General features: G+C 68.5%; 16 protein-coding genes. 7 read left to right on the forward strand and 9 right to left on the reverse strand.

The window, feature by feature from the left end:
- The 5 genes from FFS10_RS15680 to FFS10_RS15700 form a co-directional block, all read left to right on the forward strand.
- A partial coding sequence (locus FFS10_RS15680; RefSeq protein WP_349654591.1) for a sigma-54-dependent transcriptional regulator occupies positions 1-1,424 on the forward strand: 1,424 nt, incomplete at its 5' end.
- Positions 1,411-2,007 (forward strand): 1,6-anhydro-N-acetylmuramyl-L-alanine amidase AmpD, encoded by a 597-nt coding sequence (ampD, locus tag FFS10_RS15685; protein WP_137895413.1) that lies wholly within the window; start codon positions 1,411-1,413, stop codon positions 2,005-2,007. The genes FFS10_RS15680 and ampD, both read left to right, overlap by 14 nt.
- 410 nt (positions 2,008-2,417) lie before the next feature.
- The gene (locus FFS10_RS15690) at positions 2,418-5,387 is read left to right on the forward strand and encodes a ribonucleoside-diphosphate reductase subunit alpha (RefSeq protein ID WP_137895414.1); all 2,970 of its coding nucleotides are present in this window, start codon (positions 2,418-2,420) and stop codon (positions 5,385-5,387) included.
- A 145-nt stretch (positions 5,388-5,532) separates the two neighbouring features.
- Positions 5,533-6,687: a ribonucleotide-diphosphate reductase subunit beta gene (locus FFS10_RS15695; protein WP_137895415.1), complete on the forward strand. Its 1,155-nt coding sequence runs from the start codon at positions 5,533-5,535 to the stop codon at positions 6,685-6,687.
- A 172-nt stretch (positions 6,688-6,859) separates the two neighbouring features.
- Positions 6,860-7,372 carry a histone H1-like DNA-binding protein gene (locus tag FFS10_RS15700; protein ID WP_137895452.1) on the forward strand — a complete coding sequence of 171 codons (513 nt, stop codon included), beginning with the start codon at positions 6,860-6,862 and terminating at the stop codon, positions 7,370-7,372.
- 84 nt (positions 7,373-7,456) lie between these two features.
- Here FFS10_RS15700 and FFS10_RS15705 read toward each other — a convergent pair whose 3' ends face one another.
- From FFS10_RS15705 to FFS10_RS15735, 7 genes are all read right to left on the reverse strand, one after another.
- Entirely contained in the window at positions 7,457-8,359 is a 903-nt protein-coding gene (locus FFS10_RS15705) for a carbohydrate kinase family protein (RefSeq protein WP_137895416.1), read from the reverse strand.
- A gap of 45 nt (positions 8,360-8,404) precedes the next feature.
- Entirely contained in the window at positions 8,405-9,517 is a 1,113-nt protein-coding gene (locus FFS10_RS15710) for a DUF3426 domain-containing protein (protein WP_137895417.1), read from the reverse strand.
- A gap of 56 nt (positions 9,518-9,573) precedes the next feature.
- Positions 9,574-10,455, reverse strand: coding sequence for a 50S ribosomal protein L11 methyltransferase (gene prmA / locus FFS10_RS15715; protein ID WP_137895418.1), 882 nt, complete (start codon positions 10,453-10,455; stop codon positions 9,574-9,576).
- Between the two features lie 3 nt (positions 10,456-10,458).
- A complete protein-coding gene (gene accC / locus FFS10_RS15720) occupies positions 10,459-11,808 on the reverse strand; it encodes an acetyl-CoA carboxylase biotin carboxylase subunit (RefSeq protein WP_137895419.1) in 1,350 nt (449 codons plus the stop codon).
- A gap of 237 nt (positions 11,809-12,045) precedes the next feature.
- On the reverse strand, positions 12,046-12,489 hold the full coding sequence (accB, locus tag FFS10_RS15725; protein WP_137895420.1) for an acetyl-CoA carboxylase biotin carboxyl carrier protein: 444 nt from the start codon (positions 12,487-12,489) through the stop codon (positions 12,046-12,048).
- Positions 12,490-12,611: 122 nt separating this feature from the next.
- Complete coding sequence (locus tag FFS10_RS15730; RefSeq protein ID WP_137895421.1) at positions 12,612-13,166, reverse strand: TlpA family protein disulfide reductase; 555 nt, start codon at positions 13,164-13,166, stop codon at positions 12,612-12,614.
- Positions 13,167-13,173: 7 nt separating this feature from the next.
- Positions 13,174-13,758 (reverse strand): hypothetical protein, encoded by a 585-nt coding sequence (locus FFS10_RS15735; RefSeq protein WP_137895422.1) that lies wholly within the window; start codon positions 13,756-13,758, stop codon positions 13,174-13,176.
- A gap of 56 nt (positions 13,759-13,814) precedes the next feature.
- Here FFS10_RS15735 and mpl point away from each other — a divergent pair, with 56 nt between their 5' ends.
- Both mpl and FFS10_RS15745 read left to right on the forward strand, forming a co-directional pair.
- Positions 13,815-15,272: a UDP-N-acetylmuramate:L-alanyl-gamma-D-glutamyl-meso-diaminopimelate ligase gene (mpl, locus tag FFS10_RS15740; protein WP_137895423.1), complete on the forward strand. Its 1,458-nt coding sequence runs from the start codon at positions 13,815-13,817 to the stop codon at positions 15,270-15,272.
- A gap of 13 nt (positions 15,273-15,285) precedes the next feature.
- Complete coding sequence (locus tag FFS10_RS15745) at positions 15,286-16,476, forward strand: helix-turn-helix transcriptional regulator (RefSeq protein ID WP_171016097.1); 1,191 nt, start codon at positions 15,286-15,288, stop codon at positions 16,474-16,476.
- Positions 16,477-16,538: 62 nt separating this feature from the next.
- On the opposite strand, the gene FFS10_RS15750 is transcribed toward FFS10_RS15745, so the two are convergent.
- Both FFS10_RS15750 and tldD read right to left on the reverse strand, forming a co-directional pair.
- Complete coding sequence (locus FFS10_RS15750; RefSeq protein ID WP_137895425.1) at positions 16,539-17,663, reverse strand: 3-deoxy-7-phosphoheptulonate synthase; 1,125 nt, start codon at positions 17,661-17,663, stop codon at positions 16,539-16,541.
- Positions 17,664-17,893: 230 nt separating this feature from the next.
- Positions 17,894-19,366, reverse strand: coding sequence for a metalloprotease TldD (gene tldD, locus FFS10_RS15755; RefSeq protein WP_137895426.1), 1,473 nt, complete (start codon positions 19,364-19,366; stop codon positions 17,894-17,896).
- Between the last annotated feature and the right edge of the window lie 12 nt (positions 19,367-19,378).

The raw sequence follows: 19,378 nt of genomic DNA on the forward strand, positions 1-19,378 counted from the left end.
CGCCCGCACTGGTGCTCGTCGTCGACGACGAGCCCGACCTGCGCACCCTGTACGAGCTCACGCTGCTGCGCGAAGGCCACCGTGTCGAGGCGGCGGGCACGCTGGCCGAGGCCTGGCAGCAGTTGGGCAGCCAGCGTTTCGACGCCGTGATCACCGACATGCGCCTGCCGGACGGCCTGGGGCTGTCGCTGCTGCAGGGCATGAAGACGCAGCAGCGCCCGGAACGCTGCGTCATGATCACGGCCTACGGCTCGGCCGAGAACGCGGTCGAGGCGCTGAAGGCCGGCGCCTTCGACTACCTGACCAAGCCGGTGGACCTCAAGCAGCTGCGCGGCGTGGTCGCCTCGGCCATCGCGGACCGGCGCAGCGCCGCCAAGGCCGACCGCCCGGACCTGCCCCCGGCCGGCGACGCCCAGGTCTCGGCCGCCGGCCAGGCCGCCCTGGCCCGGCTGGTCGGCCCTTCGGCGGCCATGGCCGCGGTGCGCCAGCGCGTGGTCAAGGCCGCGCGCAGCATGGCGCCGGTGCTGGTACATGGCGAGTCGGGCACCGGCAAGGAACTGGTCGCGCGCGCCCTGCATGCCAGCAGCCACCGGGCCGAGCGCCCCTTCGTCGCTGTGAACTGCGGCGCCATACCCGAGACCCTGCTGGAGGCCGAGTTCTTCGGCGTGCGCAAGGGGGCCTACACCGGCGCCACCCAGGACCGCGACGGCTTCTTCCAGGCGGCAGCCGGCGGCACCCTGTTCCTGGACGAGATCGGCGACCTGCCGCTGGCCATGCAGGCCAAGCTGCTGCGCGTGATCCAGGAACGCCATGTGCGACCGCTGGGCGCGACCCAGGAGGAGCTGGTCGACGTGCGCATCGTCAGCGCCACGCACAAGGACCTGGCGGCCGAGGTCCAGGCCGGGCGCTTTCGCCAGGATCTTTATTACCGGCTCAACGTGATCGACATCCTGGTGCCCGCGCTGCGCGAGCGCCGCCAAGACCTGCCCGCCTTGTGCGATGCCCTGCTGCAGCGCATCGCCGCGGACAGCGGCCATCCCCCCCTTCCCAGCCTGTCGCCCGAGCTGCTGCAGCAGCTCGAGGCGCATCCGCTGCCGGGCAACGTGCGCGAACTCGAGAACCTGCTGCACCGCGCCGTGGCGCTGGGCGAGGCCGACATGCTGCACATCGCATCGCAGGCCGCACCGGCGCCCGAAGCCGGCGCCGGCGAGGCCCAGTCCCAGTCCCCGCTGCCCGACAACCTGGCCGCCTGGCTGGACCAGTGCGAGCGCGAGATCCTGTTGCGCACCCTGCAGGAGACCGGCTTCAACCGCACGGCCGCGGCAGCGCGCCTGGGCCTGAACCTGCGCCAGATACGCTACCGCATGGCCCGCCTGCAGATCACCGGGCCGAACAGCGAGGCCGGCGCCGATGACACGGACTGACCCCGGCCCCCGTGACCCGTTGTGGCAGGACGGCTGGTACCGCTTCGCCCGCCGCCTGGACTCGCCCAACCATGGCCCGCGCCCCGCGGGCGCCGCGGTCGATCTGATCGTGCTGCACTCGATCAGCCTGCCGCCTGGCGAGTACGGCGGCGACCAGGTCCAGCGACTGTTCACCAACCGGCTGGACTGGGACGCCCACCCCTACTTCCAGCAGATCCGCGGCCTGCAGGTGTCGGCGCATTTCTATGTCCGGCGCGACGGCGAGCTGTGGCAGTTCGTCAGCTGCGACGACCGCGCCTGGCATGCAGGCGCCTCGCATTACCGCGGCCGCGGCAACTGCAACGACGACTCGGTGGGCATCGAGCTCGAGGGGCTGGAGGGCGAAGCCTTCGAGCCCGCGCAGTACGAAAGCCTGGGCGGGCTGTGCGCGGCCCTCGCCCAGCGCTACCCGGTGCGCCATGTCGCCGGCCACGAGCACATCGCGCCGGGCCGCAAGCAGGACCCCGGTCCCGGTTTCGACTGGCCTTTGCTGCAGCGCACACTGGGCTGGCCTACGGGCTGGCTTCCGCCCCCGGCGCCCTGACGATCGACGCGGCGCCGTCCATCTCCGAGCACGCCATGCGGTGCCATGGTGCAGCGCAGCGTGCGCCGCGAAGCGGTCGGTAGCCGAGCGGCCGCGTCGATTTTTTCACGCCCCTCCTGTCCCCAGGGCAGGTCCGACAAGGCTGCGGTGGATAAGCCGGACCGACGCGGCTCAGGCGGATCAGGCGGGAGTTGACAGGCGCGCCGGCATTGGACTTGCTGCTAGCGAAACTTGGCCACAGGCAGAGCGAACACCGTGCACAGGCTGTGGATAAGCCTGTGCAGAGCCTGTGACCGCCCCAGAACCCAGGACCACTACCTATAGGGTCCAACGCAATACTGGAACACCATATCTAGCGTTTTGCGACTAAACTTGGCCACCACCGGAAATCGCCAAAGAGGAAGGAAACCATGCAACCTGCCCTGAACACCCCAAGCCCTGTCCAACCCGCCCACGTGTCCGCCACGGGCGCCACCGACACCGCCGGCCAGAGCGCCGGCGCGCTGGCCCAATACCAGATCATCCGCCGCAACGGCGCCGTCGTGCCGTTCGAGCCGAACAAGATCGCCGTCGCCATGATGAAGGCCTTCCTGGCCGTGCACGGCACCCAGGGCGCGGCCTCGGCCAGCGTGCGCGAGGTGGTCGACAGCCTGACCCAGAACGTGGTGCGCGCCCTGGTGCGCTCGCGCCCGGGTGGCGGCACCTTCCACATCGAGGACGTGCAGGACCAGGTCGAGCTGGGCCTGATGCGCAGCGGCCACCACGAGATCGCGCGCGCCTACGTGCTGTACCGCGAGCGCCGCACCCAGGAGCGCGCCAGCCAGGCCGCCGCGGCGGCCCAGGCGCCGGCGCCCACGCTGCATGTGATCGACGGCGGCCAGCGCGTGGCGCTGGACCTGAACCAGCTCAAGGGCCTAATCGAGTCGGCCTGCACCGGCCTGGGGCAGGACGTCAAGCCCGAGCCCATCGTGGCCGAGACCATGCGCAACCTGTATGACGGCGTGCCCGTGGACGAAGTCTACAAGGCCTCCATCCTGGCCGCCCGCACGCTGATCGAGAAGGACCCCGACTACACCTACGCCACCGCGCGCCTGCTGCTGCACACCATCGCCAAGGAAATCCTGGGCGAGGAGGTCTCGCCGGCGCAGCTCGGCGAGCGCTACGCGAGCTACTTCCCGCGGTTCATCCAGAAGGGCGTGGACCACGAGCTGCTGGACCCCAGGCTGCTCGAGTTCGACCTGACGCGCCTGGGCGCCGCGCTCAAGGCCGAGCGCGACCTGCAGTTCGACTACCTGGGCCTGCAGACCCTGTACGACCGCTACTTCCTGCACGTGCGCAAGACCCGCATCGAGCTGCCGCAGGCCTTCTTCATGCGCGTGGCCATGGGCCTGGCGCTGAACGAGACCGACCGCGAGGCGCGCGCCATAGAGTTCTACGAGGTGCTGTCCTCGTTCGACTTCATGTCGAGCACGCCGACCCTGTTCAACAGCGGCACGCTGCGCTCGCAGCTGTCCTCCTGCTACCTGACCACGGTGCCCGACGACCTGGACGGCATCTACGAGTCGATCAAGGAAAACGCCCTGCTGTCCAAGTTCGCCGGCGGCCTGGGCAACGACTGGACGCGCGTGCGCGCCCTGGGCAGCCACATCAAGGGCACGAACGGCGAGTCGCAGGGCGTGGTGCCCTTCCTCAAGGTGGTCAACGACACGGCCGTGGCCGTCAACCAGGGCGGCAAGCGCAAGGGCGCGGTCTGCACCTACCTGGAGACCTGGCACCTGGACATCGAGGAGTTCCTGGAGCTGCGCAAGAACACCGGCGACGACCGCCGCCGCACGCACGACATGAACACCGCGAACTGGATCCCCGACCTGTTCATGCGCCGCGTCATGGAAAAGGGCGACTGGACCCTGTTCTCGCCCTCCGACTGCCCGGACCTGCACGACAAGTTCGGCGCCGAGTTCGAGAAAGCCTACGTCGCCTACGAGGAGCGCGCCAGGCGCGGCGAGATCAAGCCCAGCAAGAGCCTGCCCGCGGTCGACCTGTGGCGCAAGATGCTGTCCATGCTGTTCGAGACCGGCCACCCCTGGATCACCTTCAAGGACGCCTGCAACGTGCGCTCGCCCCAGCAGCATGCCGGCGTGGTGCACTCGTCCAACCTCTGCACCGAGATCACGCTCAACACCAGCGACACCGAAACCGCGGTCTGCAACCTCGGCTCGGTCAACCTGCCGCAGCACATCAAGGACGGCAAGATCGACCACGACAAGCTGCGCAAGACGATCGCGACCGCGATGCGCATGCTAGACAACGTGATCGACATCAACTACTACGCGGTCAAGAAGGCGCGCGACTCCAACCTGCGTCACCGCCCGGTGGGCCTGGGCGTGATGGGTTTCCAGGACGCGCTCTACGCCTTGCGCATCCCCTACGCCTCGCAGCAGGCCGTGGAGTTCGCCGACCAGTCCATGGAGGCCGTGTGCTACCACGCCTACTGGGCTTCGACCGAACTGTCGGCCGAGCGCGGAAGGTACTCGAGCTACGAGGGCTCGCTGTGGGACCAGGGCGTGCTGCCGCTGGACACGCTGGAACTGCTGGCCAAGGCGCGCGGCGGCTACAGCACTGGGGAGGGACCCGGTGCTTCGCCCTATGTCCAGGTGGACCGCTCGGCCACGCTGGACTGGGAGGCGCTGCGCCGCAAGATCGCCCAGGACGGCATGCGCAACTCCAACTGCGTGGCCATCGCCCCCACGGCGACGATCTCCAACATCATCGGCGTCGACGCCTCGATCGAGCCCTGCTTCGGCAACCTCTCGGTCAAGTCCAACCTGTCGGGCGAGTTCACCGTGATCAACGGCTACCTGGTCAAGGACCTCAAGCGCCTGGGCCTGTGGGACGACGTCATGGTCATGGACCTCAAGCACTTCGACGGATCGCTGCGCTCCATCGACCGCGTGCCGCAGGACATCAAGGCGCTGTACGCCACGGCCTTCGAGGTCGAGCCCACGTTCCTGGTGGAAGCCGCCGCGCGCCGCCAGAAGTGGATCGACCAGGCGCAGAGCCTGAACATCTACATGGCCGGCGCCTCGGGCAAGAAGCTCGACGACACCTACAAGCTGGCCTGGCTGCGCGGCCTCAAGACCACCTACTACCTGCGCACCATCAGCGCCACGCACGCCGAGAAGTCCACCGTGCAGTCGGGCCGCCTGAACGCCGTGTCCTCGGGCAGCGCGGCGCCCTCCGGCATGAGCGCGCTCGAGGCCGCCGCCGCCGCTGCGCATGCGCAGCTTTCCAGTCCCTCGCAGGCCCAGCTCGATGCGACGCCGGCGACCGACATCAAGTTCTGCGCCATCGACGACCCGGGCTGCGAAGCCTGCCAGTGAGCCGGGCCGCGCATCGCGCGACGCGCAGCTCGCGTGCCGCGCGATGCAATTGAGCAACACAAGCAAGCCACCACGAGGCAACGATGTGAACGAGCACTTTGCAATTCATATCGTTGCTCTCATAATTTGAGCACTGGAAATTTCTATGTTGACCTGGGACCAAGAAGTCAAGACTGCGCTGCAGCCTCACCCCACCGGCGGTTTCGCAACGAGCCGCCCGACGGAGTTTCCTTCCCTCTCTCCCGCCCCCACCGCTACCGCCACCGCGGGCACGACCAGCCAGCGCCGCGTCAACGCCGCGGACAAGCGCATCATCAACGGCCAGACCGACGTCAACCAGCTCGTGCCGTTCAAGTACAAGTGGGCCTGGGAAAAATACCTCGCCACCTGCGCCAACCACTGGATGCCGCAGGAGGTGAACATGAACCGCGACATCGCGCTGTGGAAGGACCCGAACGGTCTCACCGAGGACGAGCGCCGCATCATCAAGCGCAACCTCGGCTTCTTCGTCACCGCCGACTCGCTGGCCGCCAACAACATCGTGCTCGGCACCTACCGCCACATCACGGCGCCCGAGTGCCGCCAGTTCCTGCTTCGCCAAGCGTTTGAAGAAGCGATCCACACGCACGCCTACCAGTACATCGTCGAGTCGCTGGGCCTGGACGAGTCGGAGATCTTCAACGCCTACCATGAGGTGCAGTCGATCCGCGACAAGGACGAGTTCCTGATCCCGTTCATCGAGGCGATCATGAACCCCGACTTCAAGACCGGCACGCTGGAGACCGACCAGACCCTGCTCAAGTCGCTGATCGTGTTCGCCTGCCTGATGGAAGGCCTGTTCTTCTACGTCGGCTTCACCCAGATCCTGGCCCTGGGCCGCCAGAACAAGATGACCGGCGCGGCCGAGCAGTACCAGTACATCCTGCGCGACGAGTCCATGCACTGCAACTTCGGCATCGACCTGATCAACCAGCTCAAGCTCGAGAACCCGCAGCTGTGGACCGCCGAGTTCAAGGCCTCGATCCGGGCCTTGTTCCAGAAGGCCGTCGAGCTCGAATACCGCTATGCCGAGGACACCATGCCGCGCGGCGTGCTGGGCCTCAATGCCTCCATGTTCAAGGGCTACCTGCGCTACATCGCGAACCGCCGCGCCACGCAGATCGGCCTGGAAGCGCTGTTCCCGAACGAGGAAAACCCGTTCCCCTGGATGAGCGAGATGATCGACCTGAAGAAGGAACGCAACTTCTTCGAGACCCGCGTCATCGAGTACCAGTCGGGCGGCGCGCTTTCCTGGGATTGACCGTTAAAGCAATGACCACAAGATCCGCACAGACCCCGGACGCCGCCGCAGAGCGGCGCCAGAGCCTGTGCCCCCGTATTCATGGCGCTGGGCGCAAGCCCAACGCCATGAGTCGCTTGGCGCGATCCAACACGCGCGAAGTGCTTTCTTCCACTTGATCAAGGAGAAAACCATGGCAACTGCAAAGAAACCGGCCGCCAAGAAGGCCGCTCCGGCGAAGAAGGCCGCACCCGCCAAGAAAGCCGCTCCGGCGAAAAAGGCGGTAGCGAAGAAGGCCGCTCCGGCCAAGAAGGCCGCTCCGGCGAAAAAGGCCGCACCGGCCAAAAAAGCCGTCGCGAAAAAAGTCGTAGCCAAGAAGGCGGCACCGGCCAAGAAGGCCGCACCCGCCAAGAAAGCTGCGCCCGCCAAGAAGGCTGCACCGGCCAAGAAAGCCGTCGCGAAAAAAGCCGTAGCCAAGAAGGCCGCGCCCGCCAAGAAAGCGGCTGCGAAAAAAGCCGTAGCCAAGAAGGCCGCGCCGGCCAAGAAAGCCGCGAAAGCGCCTGCCGCCAAGAAAGCAGCCAAGAAGCCGGCCGCGAAGAAAGCCGCGAAAGCGCCTGCTGCCCCTGCCGCCGCTGCGGCCCCCGCGGCGCAGACCACGCTGAACCCGCAGGCCGCCTGGCCCTTCCCCACGGCCAGCAAGCCCTGAGCGAAGGCGCCTCGCCCGTCGGCCCGATGCCCCACAAGGCATCGGGCTTTTTTCATGGGGACCGGCGCGCCAGCCCCCCGTGCCTCAGAGCCCCAGCGCGCCCAGATCGACCTGGTAGTTCTGCGGGCCGCGCTGCGCGATCTTGAGCGCGCCGATGCGGTTGCCGAGCTCGGCGCAGCGCGCCAGCGGCCAGCCGCGCTCCAGCCCGTACAGCAGGGCGCCGCGCCAGGCATCGCCGCAGCCCGTGGGATCGACCACGGCCTCGGCCTGCACCGCAGCGATGCGGGTGACCTCGCCTTGGACCCAGACCTCGCAGCCCTCGTGGCCCAGCGTGATCACCAGGCCCTGGACGCGGCGCGAGATCTCGGCCGGCGTCCAGCCCGTTCGGTCGCTGAGCATCTTGCCCTCGTAGTCGTTGACCGTGACCCAGCTCGCCTGCTCGACGAAGCGCGCCAACTCGGAGCCGTCGAACATGGGCAGTCCCTGGCCCGGATCGAAGACGAAGGGAATGCCGGCCGCTTGGAACTGCTCGGCGTGCTGCAGCATGGCGTCGCGCCCGTCCGGCGCGATGATGCCGAGCCGGATGTCGCTGCGTGCCGGCACCGGCGTCAGATGCGCCTGCATCATGGCGCCGGGGTGGAAGGCCGTGATCTGGTTGTTGTCGCGGTCGGTCATGATCATGGCCTGTGCGGTGTAGGTCTCGCCCACCGCGCGCACGAACTCGGTGCTGATGCCCAGCGCCTCCAGGCGCTGCAGGTAGTCGGTGCCGTCGCTGCCCACGGCGGCCATGGGCAGGGGCTCGCCGCCCAGTGCCTTGAGGCTGTAGGCGATGTTGCCGGCGCAGCCGCCGAAGTCGCGCCGCAGGCCGGGCACGAGGAAGGAGACGTTGAGGATGTGCAGCTGGTCGGGCAGGATCTGCTCGGCAAAGCGCCCCTCAAAACTCATGATGGTGTCGAAGGCCAGGGAGCCGCAGATCAGGGTTGCCATGGAAATTCCGTGCTGTCGCAGTGAAGGTTGGGAAGGGGACGAGGTTCAGGGGTAGAAGGCGATCAGGCGGTAGCCGGCCACGCGCGGCGCACCGGCCTGCGCGTCGACCGCCAGGGCGGTGCTGGCGCTCCACTCGCCCGAGGCCGCCAGCGCCACAGGGGCGCCCAGGTCGGCCGGATGCAGCACGCGCCGCAGCACGGGCTGGTCCTGCAGGTCGGTCAGCGTGAGCTCGAGCGAGGGCATGGCCACTTCCGTGACGGCGCCGTTGCGCAAGCTCAGGCTCAGGCGGAAGGCGTCGGCACCGAGCCGGCTGAAACTGGAGCCTTCGATCGCGACCGCATCGATCTGGCGCGGCGGTCCGATGCGGCAGCCCAAGGGCGCGCACAGCGCCGCCAGCCAGGGCTTGAGGCGAGGCTGGGCGGCGGCCAGCCGGTCGCGCTGCTGCAGCGCCCACTGCAGGCCGAGGGCCAGCACCAGGGCGCCGACCAGCGACGCCCACAAGGCGCGCGGCGCGCGGCGGCGCCAGAAGGGCTGGCGCCGCGCCGCGCGCACGAAGGCGAGCTCGGGCGGCGCAGGCTCCACCGTGGTGGGCGCCCATTCCGGCGCCCAGGGTGGCAGGGTCATGCGCTCGCTGTCTTCGAGAGCCTCGCTGTCCAGGTCGGCCCGGCGCAGCAAGGACGAGCTGGCCTCGACCGTCTCCTCGGCCCAGGCCTCGCGACGCGCGGCCTGGGCCATGGCGCCGATCAGGGCTTCCTGGGCAAACACGGCCTCTTCCGCCAGCGTGGCCTCGGGCGGCAGGTCGACCGGGGGCCATTCCTCGCGCGTCACGGGCGCCACAGCCACGCGGGGGACGGCGTTGCCGGCCTCCGATGCGGCGGACAAGACGACCGGCACGACCACGGGGGATTCGGGCGCCGAGGCTGGCGCGGGCCCGGGCAGTGGCATGGCCGACGCGGAGGGAGCAGACGCAGCAGGCGCCGGGGAAGCGGGCGCGGAGGAAGCTGGCGCCGCGACGGCGTCCACGGGCTGTAGCGACAGCGAGGCGTCGAACACCTCGGCGCAGCGGCCGCAGCGCACCCAGCCCTCGGACATGCGCAGCTGGTCGGGCACGACCTTGAACATCGTCGCGCAGGCGGGGCAGCGTGTGATGAGGCTCATGTGCCCCGCATTCTAGGGCCTGTCACCCATGACTCCGGGCTCCGCGCCCTGCGCGTTCAGAGCGTGGCGGTCATCAGGATCCAGCCGTCCTCGCTGTCGGCGACCTCCAGCCGGGCGTAGGGCGCGTAGGCCGCCTTGAGCTCGTCGGCCTGGCGCTCCAGTATGCCGGCCAGCACCAGCGCACCACCCGGCGCCACATGGGCGCACAGCAGCGGCGCCAGCACCTTGAGCGGCGTGGCCAGGATGTTGGCCAGCACGGTCTGGTAGCGGCCCTGGGCACGCTCGGGCAGGCCGGCGCTCAGGCTCACGCCATTGGCCTCGGCGTTGAGCTGGGTCGAAGCCACGGCCGCCTCGTCGATGTCCACCGCGTCGACCTCGGCAGCGCCGTATTTCGCTGCGCCAATGGCCAGGATGCCCGAGCCGCAGCCATAGTCGAGCACGCGCTGGCCCCGGGGCGGGTGCGCGGCGATCCAGCGCAGGCACATGCGCGTGGTCGGGTGGGTGCCGGTGCCGAAGGCCAGGCCGGGGTCGAGCCGGATGAGCTGCCGCGCCTGTGCCGGCGGCTCGTGCCAGGTCGGCACGATCCAGAACTCGGGCGTGATCTCGACCGGCGCGAACTGCGACTGGGTGAGGCGCACCCAGTCCTGGTCGGGCACCTGGGTGACGCCCAGCAGCTGGCAACCCGAGAAGAAGTCCTGCGCGGCCAGCAGGGTCGCGGCCTCGCGCGCCGCCGCCTCCTGCGCGAACAGCGCCACCATGCGCGAGCGCTGCCAGCCGTCCTTGGGCGGCGGCATGCCGGGCTCGCCGAACAGGGCCTGCTCGGCCTCGGTCTGGGCGTCGGCGTCCTCCACCGACACGCTCAGCGCCTCCAGCGCCTCCAGCGCCTCGCTGAGGGTCTCGACCCGGTCCTCGGGACACAGCAGGCTGAGTTCGTGCATCGATTAGCGCCGGTGGTGGTCCAGCCACTCTTCCAGGTAGTGGATGTTGGTGCCGCCGGCCATGAACTTGGCGTCGACCATCAGCTCGCGGTGCAGCGGGATGTTGGTGTTGATGCCCTCGACCACGGTCTCGGCCAGCGCCGTCTGCATGCGCGCCAGCGCCTGCTCGCGCGTGTCGCCGTGCACGATGATCTTGCCGATCATGGAATCGTAGTTGGGCGGCACGAAATAGTTGTTGTAGACATGCGAGTCCACGCGCACGCCGGGGCCGCCGGGGGCATGCCAGAGCGTGATGCGCCCGGGCGAGGGCGTGAACTTGTACGGGTCCTCGGCATTGACGCGGCACTCGATGGCGTGGCCGCGGATCTCGATCTGGCGCTGGGTGAACGGGAGCTTCTCGCCGGCCGCCACCATGATCTGCGTCTTCACGATGTCCACGCCGGTGATCCATTCGGTCACCGGGTGCTCCACCTGCACGCGGGTGTTCATCTCGATGAAGTAGAACTCGCCGTTCTCGTACAGGAACTCGAAGGTGCCGGCGCCGCGGTAGCCGATCTTCTTGCAGGCCGCGACGCAGCGCTCGCCGACCTTCTCGATCAGCTTGCGCGGGATGCCGGGCGCCGGCGCTTCCTCGATCACCTTCTGGTGGCGGCGCTGCATGGAGCAGTCGCGCTCGCCCAGGTAGACCGCGTTGCGGTGCTTGTCGGCCAGCACCTGGATCTCGATGTGGCGCGGGTTCTGGAGGAACTTCTCCATGTACACGGCCGGGTTGCCGAAAGCCGCGCCGGCTTCGGCCTTGGTCATCTGCACCGCGTTGATCAGCGCGGCCTCGGTGTGCACCACGCGCATGCCGCGCCCGCCGCCGCCGCCGGCCGCCTTGATGATGACCGGGTAGCCGACCGATTTGGCGATGCGGCGGATCTGCACCGGGTCATCGGGCAGTTCGCCGTCCGAGCCGGGCACGCAGGGCACGCCGGCGCGGATCATGGCCTGCTTGGCCGACACCTTGTCGCCCATGATGCGGATCGACTCGGGCGTGGGGCCGATGAACTGGAAGCCGCTTTGCTCGACGCGCTCGGCAAAGTCGGCGTTTTCGGACAGGAAGCCGTAGCCGGGGTGGATGGCCTCGGCATCGGTCACCTCGGCCGCCGAGATGATGGCCGGCATGTTGAGGTAGCTCAGCGGCGAGGCTGCCGGGCCTATGCAGACCGCTTCCTCGGCCAGTTTGACGTACTTGGCCTCGCGGTCGGCTTCGGAATAGACCATCACCGCCTTGATGCCCAGCTCGCGGCAGGCGCGCTGGATACGCAGGGCGATTTCGCCGCGGTTGGCGACCAGAATCTTTTTAAACATTGGGTCTCCCGCGGCTCATCGCCCGCACGCTGCGCGTGCCCGCGCGATTTGCTCCGCCATGCCTGCGGCATGAACGCCGCGGTTGGCGACCAGAATCTTCTTAAACATTGGGTCTCCCGCGGCTCATCGCCCGCACGCTGCGCGTGCCCGCGCGATTTGCTCCGCCATGCCTGCGGCATGAACGCCGCGGTTGGCGACCAGGATTTTCTTGAACATGCGTGAAGCGTCCTGGCCGCGTCATTCGATGATGAACAAGGGTTGACCGTACTCGACCGCCTGGCCGTTCTCGCCGAGGATCTGGGTGACGGTGCCGCTCTTGTCGGCCTCGATCTCGTTGAGGATCTTCATGGCCTCGATGATGCAGATGGTGTCGCCTTCCTTGACCTGGCTGCCCAGCTCGACGAAGGGCTTGGCACCCGGGCTGGCGGAGCGGTAGAAGGTGCCGACCATGGGCGACTTGACCACATGGCCGCTGGGCGCAGCCGGCGCGGCAGCCAGTGCCGGCGCGGCAGAGGCGGCGGCCACGGCCGCCACGGGAGCCGCCATGACGACCGGCGCGGCAACCGCGACGCCACCGCTCTTGACGATACGGACCTTGCCTTCGGCTTCGGTGATTTCGAGTTCTGACACGTTGGACTCGGACACGAGGTCGATCAACGTCTTGAGTTTGCGCAAATCCATGAGGGCTCCAACGAGGGCAAGCGGAAAGGCGGGAATTTACATCAAATTACGCCAATTTCACGCTTTTTTAATTTTCTTCTTCGATTTGCCGGCTACTCAAAGCCTGGCATGGCGCGCCGCGCCTAGCTGTGCGTCGCCCATTGCTGCAGATCCTGCGGGCTGACCTGGCCGATTTTACGCTGAAGCACCTGGCCCTGGGCGCCCAGCACCACGGTGAACGGCAGGCCGCCCGTGGTGTTGCCCAGCGAGCGCGCCAGCTCGGCGCCCTCGAAGCCGGCCAGGCCGATGGGAAAACTCAGCGGCAGCTTGCGCAAGAAACCCTGCACCGGCGCCAGCTGGTCGACCGCCAGGCCCACCACCTGCCAGCCGCGGGCCGCGTGTTCACGGTAGAAACGGTCCAGCAGCGGCAGCTCCTCGACGCAGGGCGGACACCAGGTGGCCCAGAAGTTGATCAGCAGGGGCCGGCCGCGCAGCGACTGCAGAACCAGCTCGCCGCCTTCGGGACGCGCGAAGCGCCGCTGCCACAGCGCCGCCTCGGCCTCAGTCTCCATCGCCTGCGGCCGCAGCCGCCACCAGGCCAGGCCTGCGCCGGCCAGCGCGGCGGCCGCAGCCACGCCGGCAAACAAGCTGCGACGCCCCGGCCGCGGCGCAGAAGATGCGTGATCCGTGTCTTTCATGCCCGCATCATGCCGCAACCAGGGCCCTGACGGCCGCCAGATCGCCGCGCGGGGAGCGGCCGCGGCTGTCTGCCCGCAGCGCGCCGCGCAGGTCGTCATGGTCATACACCATCAGATGGACACCCACGGTTTCGCCGAGCTCCGGGCAGGGGCTGTGCAGGCTCAGCGCCTCCACGGCCTCGCCGCGCAGCCCCTGGACCGTGCGGGCTTCGTACGGGACGTTGCGGTCAATCAGCGCGATCTCCGCCGATTTGGGGTCGTCGCAGAACAGCTGGATGTAGAGGTCGGAGAGCCGCGTCGCGGTGCCGTTCCACACCGCCCCACCCAGGTGCGGGCGGAATTCGGCCAGCCGCTCCATCCAGACCAGGGCCAGGCGGCGCAGCGCCGCCAGCTCGCCCGGCTGGGTGTCGGCGCAGAACAGGGCGATGTGTTCACGCACCGCGTCCTCGAGCGCATCGTTGGGCGGCAAGGCGGTGCGCGGCGGCAGGCCCAGCAGCTTGAGCGCGCGCCGCTTGGCCGGGCCGTACTCCAGGCCCTCCTCCACCACCAGACGGGCCGCGGCCCCTGCGATTTCCTGCGTCAGACTGTCCATGGGAGCAGATTCTGCACGCGCGCGAGCGCCTGCCGGCCACACCTACAATTGCCGCAATGCACATTCATATCCTGGGTATTTGCGGCACCTTCATGGGCGGCGTCGCGGCGCTGGCGCGCGAGGCCGGCCACCGGGTCACGGGCTGCGACGCGGGCGTGTACCCGCCCATGAGCGATCAGCTGCGCGCCCTGGGAATCGACCTGATCGAGGGCTACGGCGCCGACCAGCTGGCCCTCGCGCCCGACATCTTCGTGGTCGGCAACGTGGTCGGCCGGGCCCGCCTGGCTGACGGCAGCCCGAAGTTCCCGCTCATGGAAGCCATCCTGGACGCCGGCGCAGCCTACACCAGCGGCCCCCAGTGGCTGGCCGAGCATGTGCTGCAGGGCCGCCATGTGCTGGCAGTGGCGGGCACGCACGGCAAGACCACCACGACTTCCATGCTGGCCTGGATCCTGGAGGCCGCCGGCCTGCAGCCGGGCTTTCTGGTCGGCGGCGTGCCGGTGAACTTTGGCGTCTCGGCGAGATTAGGTGCCCCCACGCTTGCCACTTCGTGTGCTGCGCTGCCCCCCGAGGGGGCTGTTTCGCCTTGGGGCGGCCCGGCGGCGAAACACGGCGCCCGCCCCCTCTTCGTGATCGAGGCCGACGAGTACGACACGGCGTTTTTCGACAAGCGCAGCAAGTTCGTGCACTACCGTCCGCGCACCGCGATCCTGAACAACCTGGAATTCGATCACGCAGACATCTTCGACGATCTGGCGGCGATCGAACGGCAATTCCACCACCTGGTGCGGACCGTGCCATCCCAGGGACGGGTCGTGGTGAACGGCCTGGAGGAAAGCCTGACGCGCGTGCTGGCCCAGGGCTGCTGGAGCGAGCTGCGCAGCTTCGGCGCCACGGTTAGCGACTTCAGTTCCGAGGGCGAGCCCGGCCATTTCTCGGTGCTCCAACAGGGCCGGCCGGTCGCCACGGTGGACTGGCGACTGGGCGGCGTGCACAACCAGCTCAACGCGCTGGCGGCGATCGCGGCGGCCGAGCATGTGGGCGTGGCGCCCGCGCTCGCCGCCCAGGCCCTGGGCCGCTTCGAGAACGTGAAGCGGCGCATGGAGCTGCGCGGCACGGCGGGCGGCGTCGCGGTCTACGACGATTTTGCCCACCACCCCACGGCGATACGCACCACGATAGATGGCCTGCGGCGCCAGGTCGGCCCCGAGGCGCGCATCCTCGCGGTGTTCGAGCCGCGCAGCAACACCATGAAGCTCGGCACCATGAAGGCCCAGCTGCCCTGGAGCCTGGAGGGCGCCGACCTGGCCTTCTGCCACGCCGGCGGCCTGGGCTGGGACGCGCGCGCCGCGCTCGCCGCCATGGGCGAGCGGGCCAGTGTCGCGGACAGCATAGACGAGCTCGTGGCCCAGGTCGTGGCCGTCGCACGGCCGGGCGACCATCTGCTGTGCATGAGCAATGGCGGCTTCGGCGGCGTGCACGCCAGGTTATTGCAGGCGCTGTCAAACGGATAGCGGAGACCGCATCGTGGGCTTCCAGACAAGCAGTTCCGCGGCACCAACCGCACGCAGCGCCGAGAATTTCTCGCGCCTGATGCATCTGGTCTACGAGGCGGCAGTTCAGCCAGCGCGCTGGTCCGAGGCCGTGGCCGCCGTCGCCGCGTCGATGGGAGCCAACAAGGGCCTGCTGTTCACCCCCTACCTGGGTCCGCAGGACGGCGGCCTGGTATTCCCGTGGAACATCAGCGAAGCCGACCTGCAGCGCTGGGCCACGCGCTACATCGAACACGACATCTGGGCCGCCGCCTTGCTGGAGCGCGGGCCCGTCCCGGAAGGCTCGGTGTACGTCGGCGAGGATCTCGTGCCGCGCGCGGTGCTGGAGCAGTCCGTCTTCTTCCGCGAATTCCTCTGCGGCATGGGAATCGGCCATTTGTGCACCGGCTTCGTCTTCGCCGGAACGCCCGGCTTGCCAGCCACGGCCCTGTCGATCTTCCGCCCCTTCGAGGCGCCGCCCTTCAGCCGCGATGACCAAGCCTGGCTGCGGCTGCTGGTTCCGCACCTGTCGCGCGCGCTGGGCGTGATGCACCGGCTCGATACCGCGCGGCTACAGACCGCTTCGATCCTCTCGGCGCTGAGCCGGTTGAGCTTTGGCGTGGCCCTGCTCAACGAGCGCCGGGAAGTCCTGCACCTCAACGAAGCCGCCCGCGCGGTGATCACGCGCGGCGACGGATTGACCGTGAATGGACAGCAGCAACTCGACGCGCAGGGCCACACGGCCGGGGCGCCGAGTCTGACGCAGTGGCTGACCACGGTCCACGCCCTCGACCAGCACGAGCCAACCCATTTTTCCGACGGTTTTTCGGTCAGCCGGGGCAAGCCGGGCCAGCGCTACGCGCTGCAATGTTCACCGCTGCCCTCCTCCGCCGCCTGGATCGCCGAAGGCGAATCGGTCCGTTTCGTGGTTTTCATCACCGACCCGGCAGCCGTGCGCCTGCCCGGCAGCACTCGCCTGCGCCAGCTCTATGGCTTCACCGAAGGCCAAGCCCGGGTCGCGCGCACGCTCGCGGGTGGCAACAGCTACAAAACTACGGCGCGCCTTCTCAACATCTCGGAGGAGACCGTGCGCTCGCACGTCAAGGAGATCTATGCCAAGGCACACGTCAACCGGCTGGCAGACTTGGTACGCATCCTCCTGTCGCAAGGACAGGTGGCGGTCTGAACAGGCGCACCGACTGCCTGGCCATCGCCGCCAACCCGTGCAGGCCGCGCCCACTCGCAGCTTCAGCGGGCGCGCCGCGCCTTGACAGCCTCCGACAGGACGTCGAGCACCCGCAACGAGTCGTCCCAGCCTATGCAGGCGTCGGTGATGCTCTTGCCGTATTCGAGCTTGGCCACGTCGTCCTTGCCGGGGGTGAACTTCTGCGCCCCCGCGACGATGTGGCTTTCCACCATGACACCGAAAATGTGGCGCGACCCCCCTGAGAGTTGTGCGGCAATGTCCCGCGCCACATCGACTTGCCGTTCGTGCTGCTTGGAGCTGTTGGCATGGCTGCAGTCCACCATCAGGGTGGCCGGCAGCTTGGCCGCTTCGAGCTCCTTGCAGGCCGCGGCCACGCTGGCCGCGTCGTAATTGGGCGCCTTGCCGCCGCGCAGGATGACGTGGCAATCCTTGTTGCCCTGGGTCTGCACGATGGCGACCTGGCCGTTCTTGTGCACGGACAGGAAATGGTGGCCGCGCGCGGCGGCCTGGATCGCGTCGGTGGCGATCTTGATGTTGCCGTCGGTACCGTTCTTGAAGCCGATCGGCGCCGACAGGCCCGACGCCAGCTCGCGATGCACCTGGCTTTCCGTGGTGCGCGCACCGATCGCGCCCCAGCTGATCAGGTCGCCGATGTACTGCGGCGAGATCACGTCCAGGAACTCGCTGCCCGCCGGCAGGCCCAGGCGGTTGATCTCGATCAGCAGCTGGCGCGCGATGCGCAGGCCCTCGTCGATGCGGAAGCTCTCGTCGAGGTAGGGGTCGTTGATCAGCCCTTTCCAGCCCACCGTGGTGCGAGGCTTTTCGAAGTACACGCGCATCACGACCTCCAGGGAGTCGGCGTACTTGTCGCGCAGGGGCTTGAGGCGGCGCGCGTAGTCGAGCGCAGCGGCCGGGTCGTGGATCGAGCAGGGGCCGATCACGACCAGCAGGCGGTCGTCCTTGCCGGCGATGATGTTGTGGATGTTCTTGCGCGTGTGGGCGATCAGCGATTCGACCGGCGTGCCGCCGATCGGGAAGAAACGGATCAGGTGTTCGGGAGGCGGCAGCACGGTGATGTCCTTGATGCGTTGGTCGTCGGTCTGGCTGGTCTTGTCGACGGGGTGCGCATACCAGGCATCGCTGGCGGAGGCTGCTTTGGCGTTCATCGTTCTGGCTCCTCGGAAGGTGAAGGGTTCGAAAAATTCAGGGCATAAAAAAACCGCCGGGCTTGGGGCTCCGGCGGTTCTTTGTGAGGGGTTCGGGTGCTTACACGCTCGCCTCTCGTCCGCCGGGGACAGAGAACCAAAAGTAAAAGTAAAAAGCGATGCGCGTTTGCATAAGTCGCGAATGTAGCACAGCTGGCGCGGCCGTCAAGCCCTGCCCGGGATTTTCGAACTCAGGCGGTTCCGCCCACGGTCAGGCCATCGATGCGCAGCGTGGGCTGGCCCACGCCCACCGGCACGCTCTGGCCCTCCTTGCCGCAGGTGCCGACGCCCGAATCCAGGCGCATGTCGTTGCCTATCATGCCGACCTTCTTGAGCGACTCGGGGCCGCTGCCGACCAGGGTTGCGCCCTTGACGGGGTAAAGGATCTTGCCGTTCTCGACCCAGAAGGCCTCGCTGGCCGAGAACACGAACTTGCCGCTGGTGATGTCGACCTGGCCGCCGCCGAAGTTGGTGGCGTACAGGCCCTTCTTGATGCTGGCGACGATCTCCTCGGGCGCCTTGTCGCCGCCCAGCATGTAGGTGTTGGTCATGCGCGGCATCGGAATATGGGCATAGCTCTCGCGCCGGCCATTGCCGGTGGGGGCCACACCCATCAGGCGCGCGTTCATTGCGTCCTGGATATAGCCCTTGAGGATGCCGTCCTCGATCAGCACGTTGCGCTGCGACACATGGCCCTCGTCGTCGATGTTGAGCGATCCGCGCCGGTCGGCCAGGGTGCCGTCATCCAGCACCGTGACGCCCTTGGCCGCCACGCGCTGGCCGATGCGGCCGCTGAAGGCACTCGAGCCCTTGCGGTTGAAGTCGCCCTCCAGGCCATGGCCGATCGCCTCGTGCAGCAGGATGCCGGGCCAGCCGGGGCCCAGCACCACGGTCATCTCGCCGGCCGGCGCCGGGCGCGCCTCGAGATTGGTCAGCGCGGCCTTGACCGCGTCGCCCACGTACTGCTGGATCAGCGCCTCGTCGAAGTGGTCGAGGCCGAAACGGCCGCCGCCGCCGCCCGAGCCCACCTCGCGGCGCGGCTTGCCGCCGACCGTCTGCTCGGCGATCACGGTCACCGACAGGCGCACCAGCGGGCGCACGTCCGCCGCCAGCGTGCCGTCGGCGCGCGCCACCAGCACCACGTCGTACTCGCTGGCCAGGCCGGCCATCACCTGCACGATGCGCGGGTCGCGCGCGCGCGCCTGCTGCTCGACCTTCTCGAGCAGGCGCACCTTGGCCGTGCTGTCCAGCGTGGCGATGGGGTCGAGGCCGGCGTAGAGCGAGCGGCTGGGCGCGACCTTGCGCGCGGGAATCTTCTCGCGCCGCTGCTGAGCGGCCGTCGAAATGCTGCGCACGGTCAGCGCCGCGTCCATCAGCGAGGACTCGGAGATGTCGTCCGAATAGGCGAAGGCGGTCTTCTCGCCCGACACCGCACGCACCCCCACGCCCTGGTCGATGCTGAAGCTGCCAGTCTTGACGATGCCCTCCTCCAGGCTCCAGCCCTCGGAGCGCGTGTACTGGAAATACAGGTCCGCATCGTCCACGCGGTAGGCGGTGATGGCCGCCAGCGCGCGCGTCAGGTGGCTCTCGTCGAGGCCGAACGGTTCGAGCAGCAGGGAGCGGGCCGTGGCCAGTCGTTCGAGGGTGGGTTCGCGGGAGATCATGGCTGCATTGTA

Source organism: Ramlibacter sp. 2FC (genome assembly GCF_005503345.1).
GTDB lineage: Bacteria > Pseudomonadota > Gammaproteobacteria > Burkholderiales > Burkholderiaceae_C > SCMQ01.